This is a genomic window from Sulfurovum sp. UBA12169 (assembly GCA_002742845.1).
GTDB lineage: Bacteria > Campylobacterota > Campylobacteria > Campylobacterales > Sulfurovaceae > Sulfurovum.
The window spans coordinates 99,697-117,962 of sequence record DLUH01000002.1 but is presented as its reverse complement, the minus strand read 5'-3'; the positions used below and the strand labels follow the sequence as shown (position 1 = coordinate 117,962).

The window sequence follows — 18,266 nt, the reverse complement described above, 5'->3', positions numbered from 1 at the left end:
ATGAGAATGTAAAAGGAATATAAATGAAAAACGAAACATTTGAAGAGAAATTGGAACACTCAAAAGTATTACTTGAAAAATTAATGAATCCTGAAATTACACTCGAAGAAAGCGTAAAAGTATATGAAGAAGGACTTCAAAATATCAAAGAAGCCCAAAAACTTATAGAAGAAGCAAAAATAAAGATCACTATTATTGAGCAGGCCAATCAAAATAGCGGAGAAGAGTCGTGAAGCAGTTGGTTGTAGCGGCACTTCAGCTGCCTACTTTAGGTATGAATGCCACACGGTTGGACTTTTATCTTAAGCAAGCCTGTGAGCGCGGAGCAAATGTAATACTTTTTGGCGAATATGTGCTGAATCATTTTTTTAAAGAGATTGAGAGCATGTCAATCAATATGGTTAAAGAGCAGAGCCGAAAACATATTGAACTTCTCAAGCAGCTTTCTGAAAAGTATGATATAGTTTTTATTGCCCCTATCATTGTAACCCAAAAAGACGGCTACCATAAGACGATCATAAAAATTACTCCCAAAAGTATCAGCTATTATGAGCAGCAGATACTTTTACCGTATGCGCACTGGAATGAAAAGAAATTTTTTGCCAACCCTATAGCGCCACTCAAAGATCCTATGATTTTTACGATCAACGGTTTTAGGGTGATGGTGATGGCAGGATTTGAATTGCATTTTGATCCTTTCTGGGAAAAAGTTACCCAAAAGAAGATTGATATTGTGCTTTTACCTACGGCTTCAACGTTTGGATCGCATAACCGTTGGCGTGAAATTATTAAAACAAAGGCCTTTTTGCACGGATGTTTTATTTTGCGTGCTAATCGCTTAGGCGAATATAGTGACGATGAGGTTAAGTGGAGGTTTTATGGCGATACAATGCTTGTTAATCCAGAAGGCGAAGTAGTGATGATGCTTGAAGATAAAGAATCAATGCTTATCGAAGTGATCGATAAGACTGAAATTACAGAACATCGTAAATCCTGGGGGTTTGAGCGGGAACTTAAGTTGAGAAAGGAGCTTTGAGGTGATACCTGAAGCATACTTCAGTAGACAGATACAGTTGTGGGGTGAAGCCACACAGAAATCTTTAGAGAAAAAAAAGATAGCCATCATAGGCAGCGGCGGCCTTGGAAGCACTTTGGCTCTTGCATTGGGTACATCGGGGATTGGTGAGATACACATAGTAGATTTTGATACCGTATCGTTACATAATATCCATAGACAAATTGCATTTACCCTGGCGGACGAAGGCAAAAATAAAGCTAAAACGGCTGTGCAGCTCATTAAAAACAAAAATCCTTTTGTTAAAATAATAGGATTTGATATGGATTTTGAAGCATTTAGCAGACTGCAAAACAAATATGACCTTATTCTTGATGCTACAGATAATCTTCCTGTAAGGGGCGAGATAGACAAGTATGCCAAGCAGACAAAAACACCGTGGATTTACGCCAGTGTAGAAGAATTTAATGGGCAAGTCTGCTTTTTTGAAGAAGCGAATTTCCAAGTCTTTAATATTTCAAATCATAAGCCCGGAGGTATAGCAGCGCCCATTGTTATGCATATTGGCTCACTTCAAGCCAACTTGGCGCTAAGATATTTAGCCGGACTTTCTGTGGCTAAAGATAAACTGTATTATCTTTATTTTAATCAGGAGGGTGAATTAATCACTCAGAAATTTGGAATGCCAAAAGCCAAAAAGTGCTAAAATAATAATATAAGAGGAGTGGTTATGAAATTAAAATTAATATTTTTTTCATGTGTAATGTTATTTTTTGCAGGCTGCACCCAAGAAACGCAGAATTCGATGAGCCGGTCTTTGCAAAATTGGACGGGAACCAACGGTGTTCTTGATATATACGCAGGAGATAAACTGGTTCACAAGTTTGTTAAAATTGATAAACTTTCAACAGCGCAGGGCACAAATGACAGTCAGACAAGGTCTTATCGTTACGGTTACGGCTATGATGATAAAAATTTTAACGGCACAGTAGACAACGGTGAGAAAAAGGTTTATTTTGAATTTTCTGACTATTCTACAAATTATATTTTTTATGAAAGCAATTGATTAATAAAAAGGAGAAAACAATGAAATTTATTGCAACCAAAGAAGCACCAGAAGCGATAGGACCATATTCACAGGCTATAGAGGTTAATGGTTTTGTCTATACGTCAGGACAAATAGCACTCACAGAAAAAGGTGTGATGGCAGGCGATGATGTAGAAAATCAGACGCATCAAGTAATGAAAAACCTCTTTTATGTTCTTGAGGAAGCAGGCGTACGTTTTAGCGATGTGGTTAAAACCACTATTTTTTTGGTTGACATGAATGATTTTGACAAAGTTAATAAAATTTATGCCCATTATTTTGGTACCCATAGACCTGCAAGAAGTACTGTAGCGGTCAAAATGCTGCCTAAAAATGCATTGATAGAAATAGAATGCATTGCGGTTGCAAGCCAAGATTATAACTATTGACAACAAAAGCGAACAAATAGGTTTTGGTTTAAAAAAACATTAAAACAACTTTAGGTATAATCACGAACTTTTTAAAAAATTATAGACAGTAAAGGGTTTGCAATGTACGCAATCATTAAAGCAAGTGGCCAACAATTCAAAGTCAAAGAAGGCGATATCGTCTGTTTTGACAATATGAATCTTGAGCCTAAAAGTGCAGTAGAATTCAAAGAAGTTCTTGCACTTGACAATGGTGAATTAACTGTAGGTACTCCTTTCGTAGAAGGTGCCGTAGTTAAAGGTGAAGTGATCAATGAAGGTAGAGATAAAAAAGTGATCATTTACAAAAAGAGAAGAAGAAAAGATTCTAAACTTAAAAGAGGTTTCAGAAGAGACTTCACTAGAGTAAGAATTACTAAAATCGCATAAGGAGCAAAGATGGCACATAAGAAAGGTCAGGGATCTACCCAGAATAACCGTGATTCAGCTGGACGTCGTTTAGGCGTGAAAAAATTTGGTGGGGAAGCAGTGATTCCTGGTAATATCATCATCAGACAAAGAGGAACAAAAGTGCACCCGGGTACAGGTGTAGGTATGGGAAAAGATCATACTCTTTTTGCACTTATTGAAGGTGTTGTAAAATTTGAAAACAAAACAGCTACACGAAAAAAAGTTTCGGTAGTTCCTGCTTAATTTAAAAAGTTCGGCTATAGCCGAACTTTTTGTTTTCTTCATTTGTTTAATTCAATCGGCATTTATTCCGACCCAGAAACCATCCCTCTCGATAATATTCGTTGGTGTTGAAAAGAGTATGTGATTTTTGATAATCGCCTCGAGCAGTAGTGCATCCATCCTGAATACCATCTTGAAAACTTTTGCTCAAATTTTTACCAAAATAAATACCGTTGTGATAATATCCTCCTTGGTTCTGAGGTGTTTTTGCGGGTGTGCAACCAATGAACAATACAGATAAAAAGCTTGACAACAGTAAAAAGTTTAATTTTGTGTTCATCTAAAAACCCCATTTCCCAGTCTTTCATGTAAAATTATAGCGATAATTTTTCTAATTTGGATATAATTTTGCAATTCATTTAGGCCTCCCTTAAAAGGGAGATGCTTATAACTTTAAAGGTTTAATTTATGTTTGTAGATAGTGTAGAACTTACAATAAGTTCAGGTAAAGGCGGAGCCGGAGCAGTTTCATTTTGGACAGAAAAATTTGTGATCAAAGGTGGTCCTGACGGAGGAGACGGAGGTCGAGGAGGTTCTGTTTTTTTTAAAGTAGATAACAATACCGATACGCTTTCTTCACTCCGCGGACGAAATGTCATTAAGGCTGAAAACGGCCGCCCCGGAGAAGGGCGTAAATGTTACGGGCGAAAAGGAAAGGATACAACTATCGTTGTTCCGCCGGGAACGCAGGTGATAGATATGGAGACAGGCGAAGAACTTTTGGACCTTGTGAATGAGGGGGAGGTGGTTTTGTTTCTTGAGGGAGGCAAAGGGGGACTGGGGAATATGCACTTTAAAAGCGCCAGCAACCAGAGGCCTACCTATGCACAGCCGGGATTGCCTGGAATCATAAAGCATGTCAGATTGGAGATGAAACTTATTGCCGACGTAGGACTTGTGGGGTATCCTAATGTGGGAAAATCAACATTAATTTCTACACTATCCAATGCAAGGCCGGAAGTAGCAAACTATGAATTTACCACTCTGACTCCCAAGCTGGGCGTAGTGCATATTGGTGATTATGATTCCTTTATGATGGCAGATATTCCAGGTATTATTGAGGGCGCAAGTGATGGTAGAGGATTGGGGCTTGAGTTTTTAAAGCATATAGAAAGAACTAAAACATTGTTGATAATGATCGATGTCTCCAACTATAGAGAAATGAAGTACCAGTATGAAACACTTTTGGTTGAATTGGAGCGCTATTCTGAGACATTATCAAAACGAAAATATGCGATAGCCATCACAAAGATAGATGCGTTGCCCCAAGAGGAAGCCAATCGATTGATCGAGGCTTTTTTGCAAGATATAGGCCTTGAAGCAAATGATACCTTGAAACAATATAAAGCCGACACAGATTTTTTTAGTTATGGATTTAAAAAAGAGTTTGGGGTTTTGTTGCCGCAAAAAGAACCTTTTTTTGTGCTTCCAATATCATCGGTTGCACATTTAAATACAGAGGCATTACGCTATGCCTTGGGCGATTTTGTAAAAAATGTAGTTGAGGAAAAAGAGGCATAAATGAAGCGTATTGTTATTAAGGTAGGTTCTCATGTTTTGACTGAAAATGGGGCTATGGCAAAAGAGAGGCTGCTTGGTTTGGTAAGCTTGATTGCCGATCTTGAAAAAAATGGGTATGAGACGATATTGGTAAGTTCCGGAGCTGTTGCTGCGGGATATACGCAACTCCCTTTAGATAAAAGTATTGTTGCCAACAGACAGGCTCTAGCTGCAATTGGACAACCCTTGCTGCTTAAAATGTATCAAGAGAAATTTGCAAAATTTGGAATGCTTTGTTCTCAGGTGCTGTTAAGCGCAGATGTGTTTGAAAACCCGGGACATATTGCACATGCAAAAGCTGCCATCGATACACTCTTGAAAAATAAAGTAATTCCTATTATTAACGAAAACGATACGGTCAGCATTGAAGAGTTGGTTTTTGGTGATAACGACAGGCTCTCGGCACATGTGGCGTACTATTTTGATGCAAAACTCTTGGTCATACTTTCAGATATTGATGCCTATTATGACAAAGATCCTCACAAGTACGAAGATGCGAAGCAGCGTTTGGTTGTTCATGAAATACGGGAAGAAGAATTGCATGCCGATCATACGCCAAACAATACATTTGCCACAGGAGGTATTGTTACGAAACTGCAGGCGGCAGACTTTTTGTTAAAGCATGAAAGAGAAATGTTTTTAGCAAATGGTTTTGACCTAAGTAATGTGAGGGATTTTCTGATTAAAAATCAACACAAGGGAGGCACTCTTTTTGTTAGGTAAGAAAAAGATTGTCTATATGGGAACCCCTTCGTATGCCAAAGAGATACTCCAAGTTCTTATAGATGCAGAAGATATGGATGTTAATCTGGTGATCACTCAGCCAGACAGGCCTGCAGGACGCAAAAAGGTTCTGACGCCGCCGCCTGTTAAGATATTGGCTCAAGCCCATGGTATCAGAGTATTGCAGCCAGAAAAATTAACTGACGAAGGTATTGTTGAGACTATTAGGGCCAGTACTCCTGATTTGATTGTTGTGGCAGCATTCGGACAGCTATTGCAAAAAGCCATTTTGGACATTGCGCCCTGTGTCAATCTTCATGCCTCATTGTTGCCTGAATACAGGGGAGCAAGTCCGGTACAGCAGTCGCTGCTGCATGGGGATGCCTATACAGGTGTTACAGCAATGTTAATGGAGGAGGGTTTGGATAGCGGACCGATTTTGGGATACTATTATTTCAAAATTCCAGAGCAGATAAGACTGCATGCACTTATGGCTAAACTGAGTCAAGATGCATGCCGATTAACTTTAGATATCCTTAGAAATTTTGAAAAGATCGCACCCCAAAAACAGATAAAAACAGATGCAAGCTATTGTAAAAAGATAAAGAAGGGCGATGGGGAAGTTACATTTGATGATGCAAGAAAACTGTATAACAAATATAGAGCGTTTGAGGGGTGGCCAGGTGTTTTTACCACATCGGGTACCAAGCTTTTGGAGATTGAAATCGTTGAAACCAACTCAAAGCATCGTAGGGGGGAAATAATGTGTGTTGCACAGGACGGCGTTACGGTAGGCTGCCTGAAGGGTTCTTTGAAGCTTATCACTTTGCAGCCTGTTTCCAAGAAACCGATGGATGCAAAATCTTATTGTGCGGGGAGGGGGTTAAAGGTTGGAAATATACTCATTTAAGAGTCTTCCTTCTACGCAAAAATATCTTTTAGAAAAGATAAAATCAGGTGCACTTAAATCTCCTGCGGCGGTTATTGCCTCAGAACAAAATGTCGGAGTAGGCAGTAGAGAAAATACATGGAGCGGAGGAGAAGGTAATTTTTTTGCTTCCATAGCTTTGTCTATTGATGCGCTTCCTAAGGATTTGGCTTTATCGTCCGCTTCAATTTATTTTTCTTTTATTATGAAAAAAGTTTTGAATGACTTGGGAGAAAAAGTGTGGCTCAAGTGGCCTAACGATTTTTATCTAGATCAAGATAAAGTGGGCGGAACAATTACACAAAAAGTCAATAATATTTTGATTTGCGGCATTGGTATCAATCTTAAAAATAATCAATACGGCTTTAGAGCACTCACGTGCGATGTTTCAGCAGAAAAACTACTTAAATTGTATCTTGAAGCACTTGACAAATTCCCTCAATGGAAGCATATTTTTAGTGAGTATCAGGTAGAATTTGAACGAAGCAGAGAGTTTTCGGTACATATTGAAAACTGCAAAAAGAGTCTTTCTGGTGCTGTTTTGTGCGAGGACGGCTCTTTAATCTTAGAAGGGAAGAGGGTGTTTAGTTTACGATGAGCGAAGTGATAAGCATTGCCAACCAAAAAGGTGGCGTAGGAAAAACAACAACAGCGGTAAATTTGGCAGCCTCTTTGGCTGAAAATGGAAAAAAAGTACTTCTCTTGGATATAGATCCGCAGTCTAATGCCACAACAAGTCTTGGGTTTAGCAGAGCAGATTATGAATTTAATATTTATCATGTATTGATAGGGAATAAAAGTATATCCGAAGTAACACTTAAAACCAAAGTGAAAGGCTTGCATCTTGTGCCATCGAATATAGGTCTGGTGGGCATAGAAAAAGAGTTTTATAATCCCAAGAGAAAAAATAGAGAACTGATACTTAAAGAAAAGATCAATGAGATTTCTCTGAGGTATGATTATGTTATTATAGATTCTCCTCCTGCGCTTGGCCCTATTACAATTAATGCATTGAGTGCATCAGATTCTGTTATTATCCCGATACAATGCGAATTTTTTGCACTTGAAGGTTTAGCTCAACTGCTTAATACTGTGAGTCTTTTAAAAAAAACTATTAATCCAAAACTGAAAATTAAAGGTTTTTTGCCGACAATGTACTCTTCTCAAAACAACCTTTCCAAGCAAGTATTGGCGGATTTGAGTCATCATTTTAAAGATAAGCTTTTTCATCTTAAGAAAGCAAAAGAGTGCATCGTGGTTCCCCGTAATGTAAAAATAGCCGAAAGTCCTAGTTTTGGAAAACCGGTGACAGAATATGCTTCGACATCTAAGGGATCTGTTGCTTATCGCGATTTGGCGACAGTAATTATAGGAAATTAAAAATGGCATTAGGAAGAGGACTGGGGGAAATCCTTAGCGAAGTTGAAGAAGCATACGAAAAAGATTTGAGCAATATTGATAGTTTTGAGCTTGAAGCCCAAGGGGCGCGGGTAGAAGAGCTGGATGTAAACAGCATTGTCCCCAATCCTTTTCAACCGCGTAAACATTTTGACGAAAAAGCATTACAAGAGTTAAGCGACTCCATTAAAGAGCACGGACTATTGCAGCCCATTGTTGTGATTGAAAAAGGGGATGGATATCTTCTAATTGCCGGAGAGCGTCGTCTTCGTGCGCATAAGCTTGCAAAACTTCAGCAGATTAAGGCAATTATTGCACAGGTTGATATCGGAGAGATAAGGCTTCGGGAACTTGCATTGATTGAAAATATTCAAAGAGAAGATCTCAATGCAATTGAGCTGGCCAATTCCTATGCTGAATTAATAGAAGTTCACAAAATCACACACGAGGAACTTTCTGGTATAGTTCATAAAAGCCGCTCCCAAATTACCAATACAATGCGCCTTTTAACCCTCAGTAGCTATGCGCAAAAAGAACTTATCAATGGAAAAATTTCTCAGGGACATGCTAAGGTATTGATAGGACTGGATGAAGAAAAGCAAAAAATCTTAATTCAAAGTATTTTGGGGCAAAAATTAAGTGTTCGCGATACGGAAAAAATGATTAAAAATTATAGGGAAAAAAAAGCTTTGCCTGCTGCTGAGAAAAAGGAAGATTTTTTAATTGAACCTTATCGGATACAATTGAGCAGCGCCCTTCCTTTTTCTCATAAAATTAAAGCAAACAGTATTGAAATAAATTTTAAAAACGAAGATGAAATAAAAACATTTTTGTCTTTGTTTTATAAATAAAGATAATTGTAGCCAATACTCCTCAATATTTTCTATAAAACGTAATATTTTAATCAAAACCTCATATCTATAATGGTAAAATAATGCGAAATTACATGAGGAGTATTAATGCTTGACATACACTTACCATTGATGTTGTTCGTCTTAGTGTTATTTCTAATTCTTCTTGTTCTTTTAAATTCAATGCTATTTCAGCCATTAATAAAATTTATGGATGACAGAAACAACTCGATAGCAAAAAATTTAGAAGCAGCAAAAAGTTTTAGTGGCAATAGTGATGAACTTAATGCCAAAGCAGATGAAAATATTAGCAATGCTAAGAATGAAGCTGCCGCGATACGACAAAAAGCAATCGATGAGCAAAAATTGTTGGCTGCAAGTAAAGTCGAAATAAAACAAAATGAACTCAATAAAGAGTATCAAGGTTTCTTGGAAAAGCTAACTATGGATAAAGAAAACCTAAAAAATGAACTTCTTTCTCAAATGCCTCTATTCAAAGAGAGCTTAAAAGCTAAGTTTAGCAAACTATAGGAGAGAGAGATGAATATGAAAAAATGGACAGCATTGGCTCTTTTGCTCATTCCTGCACTTGTTCTTGCAAGTAGCGGACATGCGGAAGAGGGGCGCTATTTTGCACAAACAGGCAGAGAAAATGACTTTATCCCGAGGGTGGTAAACTTTATTATATTTGCATCATTGCTTTATTATTTGGCTGCCAATCCGATCAAAAACTTTTTTAAAGAAAGAAAAGAAGGTATTGCGGCACAACTCCAAGAGATAGAAGAAAAGCTTCAATCAGCAAAACACGAAGAAAGAGAAGCTCATGTTCGCCTAGAAGAGAGTCAAAAAAAAGCTGATCAAATTATTGCTGATGCAAAAAAAGAAGCAAAGCTTTTAGCTGAAAAAATCAGTCAGGCAAATGAAAATGAGTTGTCTCTTATGGAAAAACAGCTTGAAGAAAAAATGACCATGGAAGAACGAAAATCTGCCAGAGAAGTGATTGATGAAGTTTTGAGTCAAAATATCAGCAATGACGATATCATGATCAATGAAAGCAAAGTAGTAGAAATCATCAGCAAGAAGGTGGCATAATGGAAGAGTTGATTGCTAAAAGATATGCCAAAGCATTAAGTTCAGCCAAAAAAGATTTAAAAGAGAGTTTGGAGCTTTTAAATCTATTGAGCAAAGCAATATGCGACAGTGAGATTCAAAAAGTCTTGACTTCACCGATTGTTTCAAGTCAGCAGAAAACTCAAATGTTGGTAGATGCATTAAATGGGACAAATGATACTATACTTATTAATTTCATTAAAATTTTAGGTGAAAATAAAAGATTGGATTTGATACCGGCAATTACAAAAGTATTGAACGCCGACGCACAAAAAAAGTCAAATATATACCAAGGTGTTTTGAGAAGCAAAGAATCACTTGGTGCGGAAGCCCTGAGCAGTCTTGAAGAGACACTCAAAAGATATACAGGCTCAAGCGTCAAATTAACACAGGAAAAAAGTGAACTTGACGGTATGCGTGTTTCAGTTGACGATTTAGGTATTGAGGTTAACTTTTCTAAACAGAGAGTGAAAGAACAATTAATTGATTTCATTAAGAAATCACTATAGTAATCTAAAGAAAGGAGTATCAGTGGCAGTTAAATTGCAAGCAGATGAAATAAGCTCAATCATCAAGGAAAGAATTGAAAACTTTGAGATTGATGTTGACATCAATGAAATAGGAAGAGTAGTAGGTATTGCTGACGGCATTTCAACCGTATATGGTCTTAACAACGTTATGGCAAGTGAGGTTGTAGAGTTTGAAAACGGCGCAAAGGGGTTGGTATTAAACCTTGAAGAGGCGAATGTTGGGGTTGTTGTACTCGGTTCAAGCGAAGGCATCAAAGAAGGCATGAGTGTCAAAAGAATTGGTGAACTTCTCAAGGTGCCAGTCGGCGACGGATTGATGGGTAGAATTGTAAATCCTCTTGGCGAATCATTGGACGGAAAAGGTGCACTCGAGGCAGCCGAGTACAGATTCGTAGAAGAAAAAGCACCCGGTATTATGGCGAGAAAATCAGTTCATGAGCCGCTTCAGACAGGAATTAAAGCAATTGATGCACTTGTACCGGTAGGCAGAGGGCAAAGAGAGCTTATTATCGGCGACAGACAAACAGGAAAAACTACCTTGGCAATTGATACCATTATCAATCAAAAAGGTCAAGATGTTGTATGTATTTATGTTGCAATCGGTCAAAAACAATCTACGGTTGCCGCAACGGTTAAAAAGCTTGAAGAGCACGGCGCAATGGATTACACTATCGTGGTAAATGCAGGTGCAGCAGATTCTTCAGCACTTCAATTTCTTGCTCCGTATGCAGGTGTAACAATGGCTGAATACTTCAGGGACAACGGAAGACATGCGGTAATTTTTTATGATGACCTATCTAAACATGCCGTGGCATACAGAGAAATGTCATTAATTCTTAGAAGACCTCCGGGCCGTGAAGCTTATCCCGGTGATGTTTTTTATCTTCACTCAAGACTGCTAGAAAGAGCAGCGAAACTCAACGACAATCTTGGGGCAGGATCTATTACGGCATTCCCTATTATTGAAACACAAGCGGGTGATGTTGCGGCATATATCCCAACAAACGTTATTTCAATTACCGATGGTCAAATTTTCCTTGAGACCGATTTGTTTAACTCAGGAATTAGGCCGGCAATTAACGTGGGTCTTTCTGTTTCACGTGTGGGCGGCGCTGCTCAGATTAAAGCGACTAAGCAGGTTTCAGGAACACTTAGACTTGATCTTGCATCATTTAGAGAGCTTCAGGCATTTGCACAGTTTGCATCTGACCTTGACGAGCATACAAGAAAGCAACTCGAGAGAGGGCAAAGAATGGTAGAGGTTCTTAAACAGGGACCATATTCTCCTATTGCTATCGAAAAGCAAGTTGTAATTATATTTGCAGGTTCAAAAGGGTTCTTGGATGATGTTCCTGTAGGGTCTGTAACAAAATTTGAAGCAGAACTTATGCCGTTCATGGAAGCAAAATACGCAAACATACTTGATAGCATTAGAAGCTCTCAAAAAATTGATGACGATACAGATACAGAATTACGTAAAGCTATCGAAGACTTTAAAGCATCATTTGCTGGATAAGAAGGGCTAAAAAATGGCTAATTTAAAAGAGATAAAGCGTAAAATTGGAAGCGTTAAGAATACGCAAAAAACAACGAACGCTATGAAGCTAGTCTCTTCTGCAAAATTGAAAAGAACAGAAGAATTAGCTAAAAGATCAAGAGTTTATGCTGCAAAATTGACCGAACTCATAAGCGAGATTGCTCAAAAAATGCAGAAAAACAATGCAGAGGGAATTGATAATGTTTATTTTAAGGAAAACAGAAATCCTAAAAAGGTAGATATTATCTTTATCACTGCTGATAAAGGTCTTTGTGGTGGCTTTAATGCCCAAACGATCAAAAGAGTCAATAAGCTAATTTCTGAATATAAAGCTCAAGACACAAAAGTGCGTCTTAGGGCTATAGGAAGAAAAGGTATTGATTACTTTAGGTTTAATGGTATTGAGCTCAATACTGAAATTGTTGGTTTGAGTGCAGCACCCGATTACAAAACAGCATCAGAATTTATCTCTGAAGTGGCTGACTCATACGTAAATGGCGAAACAGATAAAATTGTTTTGGTTCATAACGGTTATGTCAGTATGATTTCACAAGAGATACGTGAAGACCAGGTCTTGCCTGTTGATAGTTCAAAGCTACAGCTCAATGCTGTTTCAACTTCTGAGCTTGAAGTGGAGCCGGATGATGATGATACACTGCTTGATGCGTTGGTGAAACGCTATGTTGAATATACAATGTATTATTCACTTATTGATTCATTGGCAGCAGAACATTCTGCGCGTATGCAAGCGATGGATGCAGCGACAAAAAATGCCAAAGAGATGGTTAAAACACTTACCGTGAAATACAACAAAGCAAGACAAGAAGCCATTACGACTGAACTCATTGAGATTATCAGTGGTATGGAATCAATGAAATAATTAGAGGAGAAGTAATGACAGGTAAAATAGTACAAGTCTTGGGTCCAGTAATCGATGTGGATTTTACAGACTACTTGCCGGAGATCAACGAAGCGTTGGAAACAACCTATGAAATTGACGGCAAAAAACAAAAATTGGTGTTGGAAGTAGCGGCTCAACTTGGAGATAACAGAGTAAGAACAATTGCTATGGATATGAGTGAAGGCCTTGTGAGAGGACAAGAAGTCAAAGCAACGGGTAGTTCTATTAAGGTGCCTGTTGGGACTGAAGTCCTTGGACGTATCTTTAACGTTATCGGTCAAACAATTGATGACGAAGGTGAGCTTGAAGCCAAAGAGTATTGGTCAATCCATAGAGCTCCTCCGTCATTTGAAGAGCAGAGCACAAAAACAGAGGTTTTTGAAACAGGTATCAAGGTCGTTGACCTTCTTGCGCCTTATTCAAAAGGTGGTAAAGTCGGACTGTTCGGCGGTGCCGGTGTCGGTAAAACTGTTATTATTATGGAGCTGATCAACAACGTTGCAATGAAGCATAGCGGATATTCAGTATTTGCCGGTGTTGGTGAGAGAACACGTGAAGGTAACGACCTTTATCACGAAATGAAAGAATCAAACGTTTTAGATAAAGTTGCTCTATGCTTTGGTCAAATGAGTGAGCCTCCGGGAGCAAGAAACCGTATCGCATTGACAGGTCTTACCATGGCAGAATATTTCAGAGATGAGATGGGTCTAGATGTATTGATGTTTATTGACAACATCTTTAGATTTGCACAATCAGGTTCAGAGATGTCAGCATTGCTTGGACGTATTCCTTCGGCCGTAGGATATCAACCGACTTTGGCTAGAGAGATGGGTGCACTTCAAGAAAGGATTACCTCTACAACAAAAGGTTCTATTACTTCTGTTCAAGCGGTATACGTTCCTGCAGATGACTTGACTGACCCTGCTCCGGCTTCAGTATTTGCACACCTTGATGCTACAACCGTTCTTAATAGATCGATCGCTGAAAAAGGTATCTATCCTGCAGTTGATCCATTGGATTCAACTTCAAGAATGCTTGATCCGCAGATTATTGGAGACACACACTATAAAGTGGCAAGAGGTGTTCAGCAAGTTCTTCAAAAATATAAAGATCTTCAAGATATTATCGCAATTCTAGGTATGGATGAGTTGAGTGAAGATGATAAACTTGTTGTTGAAAGAGCCAGAAAGATTGAAAAATTCCTTTCTCAGCCATTCCACGTTGCTGAAGTGTTTACGGGATCTCCAGGTGTATATGTAACACTCGAAGATACATTGGAAGGTTTTAAGGGTCTTCTTGAGGGCAAATATGACCATATGAATGAAGCTTCATTCTATATGGTAGGAAACATGGCTGAAGCGATTGCTAAAAACGATAAGATTAGCGCAAAAGCATAATCTTAAAGGATAACTATGAAACTTTTGAAGCTAGAAATAGTTACACCCGATGGTGTAATTTTTGACGCTGAAGTAAAACAGGTAACGTTGCCCGGTAGCGAAGGTGAATTTGGCGTATTGCCAGAGCATGCTACCTTGGTGTCGTTGCTTGATACAGGTGTGATTGTGATTGATCAAGCAGACAATTCAGAAGTGGCCGTGGCTATTAATTCTGGGTATGTTAAAGTCGATGAAGAAAAAACGACTTGTATTGTTGATGGTGCAGTTGCAATTTCGGGTGAGGATAGTGATCTTGCTTTGGCACTAGAGAAGGCAAAAGCCTTACTGAAGAGTACAGAAGCCTCAAATACTGCTATCGCATCTGCGGTTAGCAGAATAGAACGTATTGGAAAGTCTTTTTAATTTGAACTCTTTTCTTGATTATTTCATAAGCAGCAGCGCAATAACTATCTTTGTGATGGTGTTGCTGTCGGGCTATTTTATTACAACATTTTGGATATTTTTTGATCGATTGTATATTCTGAATACACGTATTGTGTCAGAAGGAAAATCGCTTAAAGCGCTCTATACGGGACAATCGAAAAATGTACAGCATACGTCGCTTCTTTATACCTATCTCGCACGTGTCAATGCACCCAATAAAGCTATACTTGAAGCTGCGTCATCAGATGCAATTCGTGTCTCCACTAAAGGATTGACGTGGCTGTCTATTATTGCTTCCACTTCTCCGTTTATTGGTCTTTTTGGCACTGTCATAGGCATACTTGAAACTTTTACGAAGCTTGGAGGACAGTCTAGCGCCTCTTTAAGTGTTGTTGCTCCTGCAATTTCCGAAGCGCTAATCGCGACTGCAGCAGGTATAGCAGTTGCTACTTTTGCTTATACTTTTCATTTGATTTTGAAACGCAAGGCTTATGAATTGAGTTCATTGTTGAGTTCTCAATCAGAAGTTATACTCTCTCAAATAAATGAGGCATAAGTATGTTTACCTGGGATGATAATCCGGACTTAAACATCACACCGCTAGTGGATGTGATGCTGGTACTCATGGCTATTCTTATGGTTACGGCACCAACTGTCACATTTCAGGAACAAATTACCTTGCCGCAGGGCTCCAAGTCGGTTCAGGTTGAAAAACCTAAAACACTAACGATTCGTATGGATAAAAATGAAAAAATTTATCTCAATAATGATGTTTATACTGTAGAGACTTTCGCTGACGATTTTGTCAATGCTTCGGTGAAATACGATAAAAACAGTGAAGTGTATATACGTGCAGATGAAGAGTTGCAGTATAAAAGCGTTATGTATATTCTTAAAAGTGTTAAAGCTGCCGGTTTTGAAAAGGCATCTCTTATTACCCAATGATGGAAAAAAATTCAAAACTTGTCTCAGGTGCCCTGGCATTTGGTATTTATTTTGCATTGCTTGGCGTGCTATTGTATTATTTCAATGTGCATAATGCAAAAAAAAGCATCCATTTTGTTGAAAAAAATGAACATCGAATTCAGGTTTCAATCAGTTCTCCCATACAAAAAACAAAATCTGAGTCAAAAGCTGCACCTCACTCAAAACCAGCGCCCAAGCCGCAACCCAAACCTATCAAAAAGCCAGAACCCAAACCGATTCCCGAGCCTGCAGTAAAACCAGCGCCAAAGCCTATACCAAAACCAACGCCAAAACCAACGCCAAAGCCTGTGCCAGCTGAAAAACCTCTTCCTAGGGAAAAAGTTATTCCAAAGGCAGTTGAAAAACCGGTGCAAAAGCCAGAAGAAAAGAAGCAGCCGCCAAAAGTTGTTAAGACAAGCGATCTTTTTGCCAAAGTCAATACGCCTGAAAAGAAAGATATTGTTAAGCCAAGCGAAACACCGGCTGAAAGTAAACCTGTCAATAATATGATTAAGGTTTCAGATAAGCCAAGTGCAAGCGATCTTGTATCCAATTCGTTAAAAATACAAAAAAACAGCGACAGCGGAGTGGAAAATGCTTATTTTGCAAAAGTCGAAAAAATACTTCAAGGATGGCCTGCACAAAGTGAATTTGCCGGAGAGAAAGCTAAAGTTTGGTTTAAGGTGCAAGTAGATGGGTCCTTTCAATTTAGAATAATAACAGGGTCTTCGGCTCCCGGCTTTAACGAAGGGCTAGAAGCGTATTTGACGCAATTGCAAAAGATAGGTTTTGGTCCGCATCAGGGCGGCAGGCCTTATGAATTAGATGTTGAATTTGAAGCAAACGAATAAAGAGAATTTGAATTAATGAACATTTCAACACATGACTGATACAATACGCAATACAATAGAAAATTAGAAGGATTTTGTTTGAAATATTTTTTAACTTTATTGCTTGTGTTGCATGTTTTTGCGACAACACTATTTGGGGTTGATGCTACCCTAAAAGTACAAAAAGACGTAGAGCAGCGTTCTCGTATTGCGTTGGTTGATGGTTCTTCTGTTCCCAATGAAAAATTTTTCAATCTTTTACTTTCGGATCTTAAAATATCCGGTCATTTTTTGGCAGACACAATCCACAACCAAGATGACTTCGCTTCAAATTTTATCTCTCCTGCACTAAAGAGTAAAGAGTATGTATTGAAGTATGCACTCTCTTCAGAGAATGGAGTGAAGCTTATGGTGCGCCTGTTGAAAGCTTCTGATGGTTCAGAGCTCTTTAAAAAAAGTTACGCCATACCTGCTGTTGAAAAATTACCTTTTTTAGGACATAAAGCTATCAGTGATATCAATAGTGCATTAAATTATCCCGATATCTCTTGGATAAATCGTTATGTAGTTTTTTCTCGCTATACAACACCGGGACGCAGTGAAATATTGTTGGCTGATTATACCTTTAACTATCAGAAAGTCATTATCAGGGGGGGGCTCAATCTTTTTCCTAAATGGGCAGATGTCGAGCAAAAGAGCTTTTATTATACCTCATATGCCGGTTTGATTCCAACTCTTTATAAAATCAATATTTATAGCGGAGAAAGACAGAAAATCGTTTCATCTGAGGGAATGTTGGTTTGTTCTGATGTCAGCAGAGATGGCAGCAGGCTCTTGTTGACCATGGCTCCGGAGGGACAGGCAGATATTTTTGAATTTAATGTTGGATCAAAATCAAAATCAAAAATAACAAATTTTAATGGGATTGATGTAAATGGAAAATATGTAGACGACGAAAGCAATATTGTCTTTGTTTCCAATAGATTAGGATATGCAAATATTTTTAAACAATCGTTGCATGGTGCAGCTGTTTCGCAAATAGTTTATCATGGGCGCAATAATAATGCATGTGATGCCCATGGGAATCAAATCGTCTATTCTAGCAGAGAAAGTCAAAATACTTTTGGAAAAAACACTTTCAATCTTTATTTAACTTCTTCTTTAGGATCCGGTACTCGTCCATTAACTACCACGGGAGCCAATCAGTTTCCGAGATTTTCTGCAGATGGAAGCGTGATTTTATTTATTAAGCATAGCGGCCGTGGCTCTTCAGTTGGTTATATCAATCTTGAAAGCCATCAAAGTTTACTTTTCCCAATTTCCGGAAGTAAAATGCAATCGATAGATTGGTAATGAATTTAAAAAAAAGGATAAAAAAATGATTCAAAAATTTATAATGACAACAGCAGCAATTTCTGTGCTAGTTTTTACAGGATGTAGCCAAACGGCTCCTGATTTGGCTGGAAAAAACAATGTATCTGATGCTACACAATTTGGAGATGATACTGTATCAATCGACGAAAACAAGTATGGAAATGAAGCTGGCGCCGGAAGTAATTACAACAGCAGCAGCGATGGTTTCCAAAGTATTTATTTTGGATTTGGAGACTATGGTATTTCTTCTTCAATGCAAGAACGTATAAGCACCAATGCAAATGTAGCAAATAATGCCAGAGGATCGCAGGTTAAAATCGAAGGAAACTGTGACGAATTTGGTACGGATGAGTACAATTATGCACTAGGCCTAAAAAGAGCTAATGCGGTGAGAGATTCTATTGCTGCGCAAGGCGTAAGCACAAGCAAAATGGTTATTGTTAGTTTCGGTGAAAGCAACCCTGTGTGTAATGAGCCTACAGATGAATGCTATGAAAGAAACAGAAGAGTTGATATTCGTTTAGCAAACTAGGACA

At 38.4% G+C, this 18,266-nt stretch carries 25 protein-coding genes and 1 pseudogene; 25 read left to right on the top strand and 1 reads right to left on the bottom strand.

Going from position 1 to position 18,266, the window contains the following annotated elements:
- The first annotated feature begins 23 nt into the window (after positions 1–23).
- The 22 genes and pseudogenes from xseB (at position 24) to CFH81_04150 (ending at position 15,505) form a co-directional block, all read left to right on the top strand.
- Positions 24–233 (top strand): exodeoxyribonuclease VII small subunit, encoded by a 210-nt coding sequence (gene xseB, locus CFH81_04255; protein ID DAB40710.1) that lies wholly within the window; start codon positions 24–26, stop codon positions 231–233.
- A complete protein-coding gene (locus tag CFH81_04250; protein DAB40709.1) occupies positions 230–1,036 on the top strand; it encodes a carbon-nitrogen hydrolase family protein in 807 nt (268 codons plus the stop codon). Before xseB ends, CFH81_04250 begins: the two co-directional genes overlap by 4 nt.
- Position 1,037: 1 nt before the next feature.
- Positions 1,038–1,721 carry a thiamine biosynthesis protein ThiF gene (locus CFH81_04245; protein ID DAB40708.1) on the top strand — a complete coding sequence of 228 codons (684 nt, stop codon included), beginning with the start codon at positions 1,038–1,040 and terminating at the stop codon, positions 1,719–1,721.
- 24 nt (positions 1,722–1,745) lie between these two features.
- On the top strand, positions 1,746–2,081 hold the full coding sequence (locus CFH81_04240; GenBank protein ID DAB40707.1) for a hypothetical protein: 336 nt from the start codon (positions 1,746–1,748) through the stop codon (positions 2,079–2,081).
- A gap of 20 nt (positions 2,082–2,101) precedes the next feature.
- Entirely contained in the window at positions 2,102–2,491 is a 390-nt protein-coding gene (locus CFH81_04235; GenBank protein ID DAB40706.1) for a deaminase, read from the top strand.
- 102 nt (positions 2,492–2,593) lie between these two features.
- Positions 2,594–2,899, top strand: coding sequence for a 50S ribosomal protein L21 (rplU, locus tag CFH81_04230; protein DAB40705.1), 306 nt, complete (start codon positions 2,594–2,596; stop codon positions 2,897–2,899).
- A 9-nt stretch (positions 2,900–2,908) separates the two neighbouring features.
- Entirely contained in the window at positions 2,909–3,163 is a 255-nt protein-coding gene (locus tag CFH81_04225) for a 50S ribosomal protein L27 (GenBank protein ID DAB40704.1), read from the top strand.
- Between the two features lie 447 nt (positions 3,164–3,610).
- Positions 3,611–4,723 carry a GTPase ObgE gene (locus CFH81_04220; GenBank protein DAB40703.1) on the top strand — a complete coding sequence of 371 codons (1,113 nt, stop codon included), beginning with the start codon at positions 3,611–3,613 and terminating at the stop codon, positions 4,721–4,723.
- Complete coding sequence (gene proB / locus CFH81_04215; GenBank protein DAB40702.1) at positions 4,724–5,485, top strand: glutamate 5-kinase; 762 nt, start codon at positions 4,724–4,726, stop codon at positions 5,483–5,485.
- A 16-nt stretch (positions 5,486–5,501) separates the two neighbouring features.
- On the top strand, positions 5,502–6,395 hold the full coding sequence (locus CFH81_04210) for a methionyl-tRNA formyltransferase (GenBank protein ID DAB40725.1): 894 nt from the start codon (positions 5,502–5,504) through the stop codon (positions 6,393–6,395).
- Positions 6,376–7,011, top strand: a complete 636-nt coding sequence (locus CFH81_04205; protein DAB40701.1) for a biotin--[acetyl-CoA-carboxylase] ligase — start codon at positions 6,376–6,378, stop codon at positions 7,009–7,011. The genes CFH81_04210 and CFH81_04205 overlap by 20 nt, the downstream gene beginning before the upstream one ends.
- Positions 7,008–7,793: a sporulation initiation inhibitor Soj gene (locus CFH81_04200; protein ID DAB40700.1), complete on the top strand. Its 786-nt coding sequence runs from the start codon at positions 7,008–7,010 to the stop codon at positions 7,791–7,793. The genes CFH81_04205 and CFH81_04200 overlap by 4 nt, the downstream gene beginning before the upstream one ends.
- A 2-nt stretch (positions 7,794–7,795) precedes the next feature.
- Positions 7,796–8,735: pseudogene (locus tag CFH81_04195) on the top strand (chromosome partitioning protein ParB).
- A gap of 35 nt (positions 8,736–8,770) precedes the next feature.
- Entirely contained in the window at positions 8,771–9,193 is a 423-nt protein-coding gene (locus CFH81_04190) for a F0F1 ATP synthase subunit B' (protein DAB40699.1), read from the top strand.
- 15 nt (positions 9,194–9,208) lie between these two features.
- Positions 9,209–9,754: a F0F1 ATP synthase subunit B gene (locus tag CFH81_04185; protein DAB40724.1), complete on the top strand. Its 546-nt coding sequence runs from the start codon at positions 9,209–9,211 to the stop codon at positions 9,752–9,754.
- Entirely contained in the window at positions 9,754–10,281 is a 528-nt protein-coding gene (locus CFH81_04180) for a F0F1 ATP synthase subunit delta (GenBank protein DAB40698.1), read from the top strand. Before CFH81_04185 ends, CFH81_04180 begins: the two co-directional genes overlap by 1 nt.
- A 22-nt stretch (positions 10,282–10,303) precedes the next feature.
- Complete coding sequence (gene atpA / locus CFH81_04175) at positions 10,304–11,818, top strand: F0F1 ATP synthase subunit alpha (protein ID DAB40697.1); 1,515 nt, start codon at positions 10,304–10,306, stop codon at positions 11,816–11,818.
- A 13-nt stretch (positions 11,819–11,831) separates the two neighbouring features.
- On the top strand, positions 11,832–12,719 hold the full coding sequence (locus tag CFH81_04170) for a F0F1 ATP synthase subunit gamma (GenBank protein ID DAB40696.1): 888 nt from the start codon (positions 11,832–11,834) through the stop codon (positions 12,717–12,719).
- A 14-nt stretch (positions 12,720–12,733) separates the two neighbouring features.
- On the top strand, positions 12,734–14,137 hold the full coding sequence (atpD, locus tag CFH81_04165; GenBank protein ID DAB40695.1) for a F0F1 ATP synthase subunit beta: 1,404 nt from the start codon (positions 12,734–12,736) through the stop codon (positions 14,135–14,137).
- A 15-nt stretch (positions 14,138–14,152) separates the two neighbouring features.
- Complete coding sequence (locus CFH81_04160) at positions 14,153–14,539, top strand: F0F1 ATP synthase subunit epsilon (GenBank protein DAB40694.1); 387 nt, start codon at positions 14,153–14,155, stop codon at positions 14,537–14,539.
- Positions 14,540–14,594: 55 nt separating this feature from the next.
- Positions 14,595–15,116: a biopolymer transporter gene (locus tag CFH81_04155; GenBank protein DAB40723.1), complete on the top strand. Its 522-nt coding sequence runs from the start codon at positions 14,595–14,597 to the stop codon at positions 15,114–15,116.
- 2 nt (positions 15,117–15,118) lie between these two features.
- Positions 15,119–15,505, top strand: coding sequence for a biopolymer transporter ExbD (locus tag CFH81_04150; protein DAB40693.1), 387 nt, complete (start codon positions 15,119–15,121; stop codon positions 15,503–15,505).
- A 196-nt stretch (positions 15,506–15,701) separates the two neighbouring features.
- Here CFH81_04150 and CFH81_04145 read toward each other — a convergent pair whose 3' ends face one another.
- Positions 15,702–15,959, bottom strand: a complete 258-nt coding sequence (locus CFH81_04145) for a hypothetical protein (GenBank protein DAB40692.1) — start codon at positions 15,957–15,959, stop codon at positions 15,702–15,704.
- A 73-nt stretch (positions 15,960–16,032) separates the two neighbouring features.
- Here CFH81_04145 and CFH81_04140 point away from each other — a divergent pair, with 73 nt between their 5' ends.
- The 3 genes from CFH81_04140 to CFH81_04130 all read left to right on the top strand — a co-directional run bounded on the left by CFH81_04140 (position 16,033) and on the right by CFH81_04130 (position 18,262).
- Positions 16,033–16,377, top strand: coding sequence for a hypothetical protein (locus tag CFH81_04140; protein ID DAB40691.1), 345 nt, complete (start codon positions 16,033–16,035; stop codon positions 16,375–16,377).
- A 78-nt stretch (positions 16,378–16,455) separates the two neighbouring features.
- A complete protein-coding gene (locus CFH81_04135; protein DAB40690.1) occupies positions 16,456–17,709 on the top strand; it encodes a translocation protein TolB in 1,254 nt (417 codons plus the stop codon).
- Between the two features lie 25 nt (positions 17,710–17,734).
- Positions 17,735–18,262, top strand: coding sequence for a hypothetical protein (locus CFH81_04130; GenBank protein DAB40689.1), 528 nt, complete (start codon positions 17,735–17,737; stop codon positions 18,260–18,262).
- The last annotated feature ends 4 nt before the right edge of the window (positions 18,263–18,266 follow it).

What these genes read in the sequence shown, in the direction of transcription:
- xseB (DAB40710.1), top strand. Translation starts at nt 24, where the DNA reads ATGAAAAACGAAACATTTGAAGAGAAATTGGAACACTCAAAAGTATTA.
- CFH81_04130 (DAB40689.1), top strand. Translation starts at nt 17,735, where the DNA reads ATGATTCAAAAATTTATAATGACAACAGCAGCAATTTCTGTGCTAGTT.
- CFH81_04180 (DAB40698.1), top strand. Translation starts at nt 9,754, where the DNA reads ATGGAAGAGTTGATTGCTAAAAGATATGCCAAAGCATTAAGTTCAGCC.
- proB (DAB40702.1), top strand. Translation starts at nt 4,724, where the DNA reads ATGAAGCGTATTGTTATTAAGGTAGGTTCTCATGTTTTGACTGAAAAT.
- rplU (DAB40705.1), top strand. Translation starts at nt 2,594, where the DNA reads ATGTACGCAATCATTAAAGCAAGTGGCCAACAATTCAAAGTCAAAGAA.
- CFH81_04150 (DAB40693.1), top strand. Translation starts at nt 15,119, where the DNA reads ATGTTTACCTGGGATGATAATCCGGACTTAAACATCACACCGCTAGTG.
- CFH81_04210 (DAB40725.1), top strand. Translation starts at nt 5,502, where the DNA reads ATGGGAACCCCTTCGTATGCCAAAGAGATACTCCAAGTTCTTATAGAT.
- atpD (DAB40695.1), top strand. Translation starts at nt 12,734, where the DNA reads ATGACAGGTAAAATAGTACAAGTCTTGGGTCCAGTAATCGATGTGGAT.
- CFH81_04225 (DAB40704.1), top strand. Translation starts at nt 2,909, where the DNA reads ATGGCACATAAGAAAGGTCAGGGATCTACCCAGAATAACCGTGATTCA.
- CFH81_04160 (DAB40694.1), top strand. Translation starts at nt 14,153, where the DNA reads ATGAAACTTTTGAAGCTAGAAATAGTTACACCCGATGGTGTAATTTTT.
- CFH81_04185 (DAB40724.1), top strand. Translation starts at nt 9,209, where the DNA reads ATGAAAAAATGGACAGCATTGGCTCTTTTGCTCATTCCTGCACTTGTT.
- CFH81_04155 (DAB40723.1), top strand. Translation starts at nt 14,595, where the DNA reads ATGGTGTTGCTGTCGGGCTATTTTATTACAACATTTTGGATATTTTTT.
- CFH81_04200 (DAB40700.1), top strand. Translation starts at nt 7,008, where the DNA reads ATGAGCGAAGTGATAAGCATTGCCAACCAAAAAGGTGGCGTAGGAAAA.
- CFH81_04220 (DAB40703.1), top strand. Translation starts at nt 3,611, where the DNA reads ATGTTTGTAGATAGTGTAGAACTTACAATAAGTTCAGGTAAAGGCGGA.
- CFH81_04170 (DAB40696.1), top strand. Translation starts at nt 11,832, where the DNA reads ATGGCTAATTTAAAAGAGATAAAGCGTAAAATTGGAAGCGTTAAGAAT.
- CFH81_04190 (DAB40699.1), top strand. Translation starts at nt 8,771, where the DNA reads ATGCTTGACATACACTTACCATTGATGTTGTTCGTCTTAGTGTTATTT.
- CFH81_04235 (DAB40706.1), top strand. Translation starts at nt 2,102, where the DNA reads ATGAAATTTATTGCAACCAAAGAAGCACCAGAAGCGATAGGACCATAT.
- CFH81_04140 (DAB40691.1), top strand. Translation starts at nt 16,033, where the DNA reads ATGATTAAGGTTTCAGATAAGCCAAGTGCAAGCGATCTTGTATCCAAT.
- CFH81_04240 (DAB40707.1), top strand. Translation starts at nt 1,746, where the DNA reads ATGAAATTAAAATTAATATTTTTTTCATGTGTAATGTTATTTTTTGCA.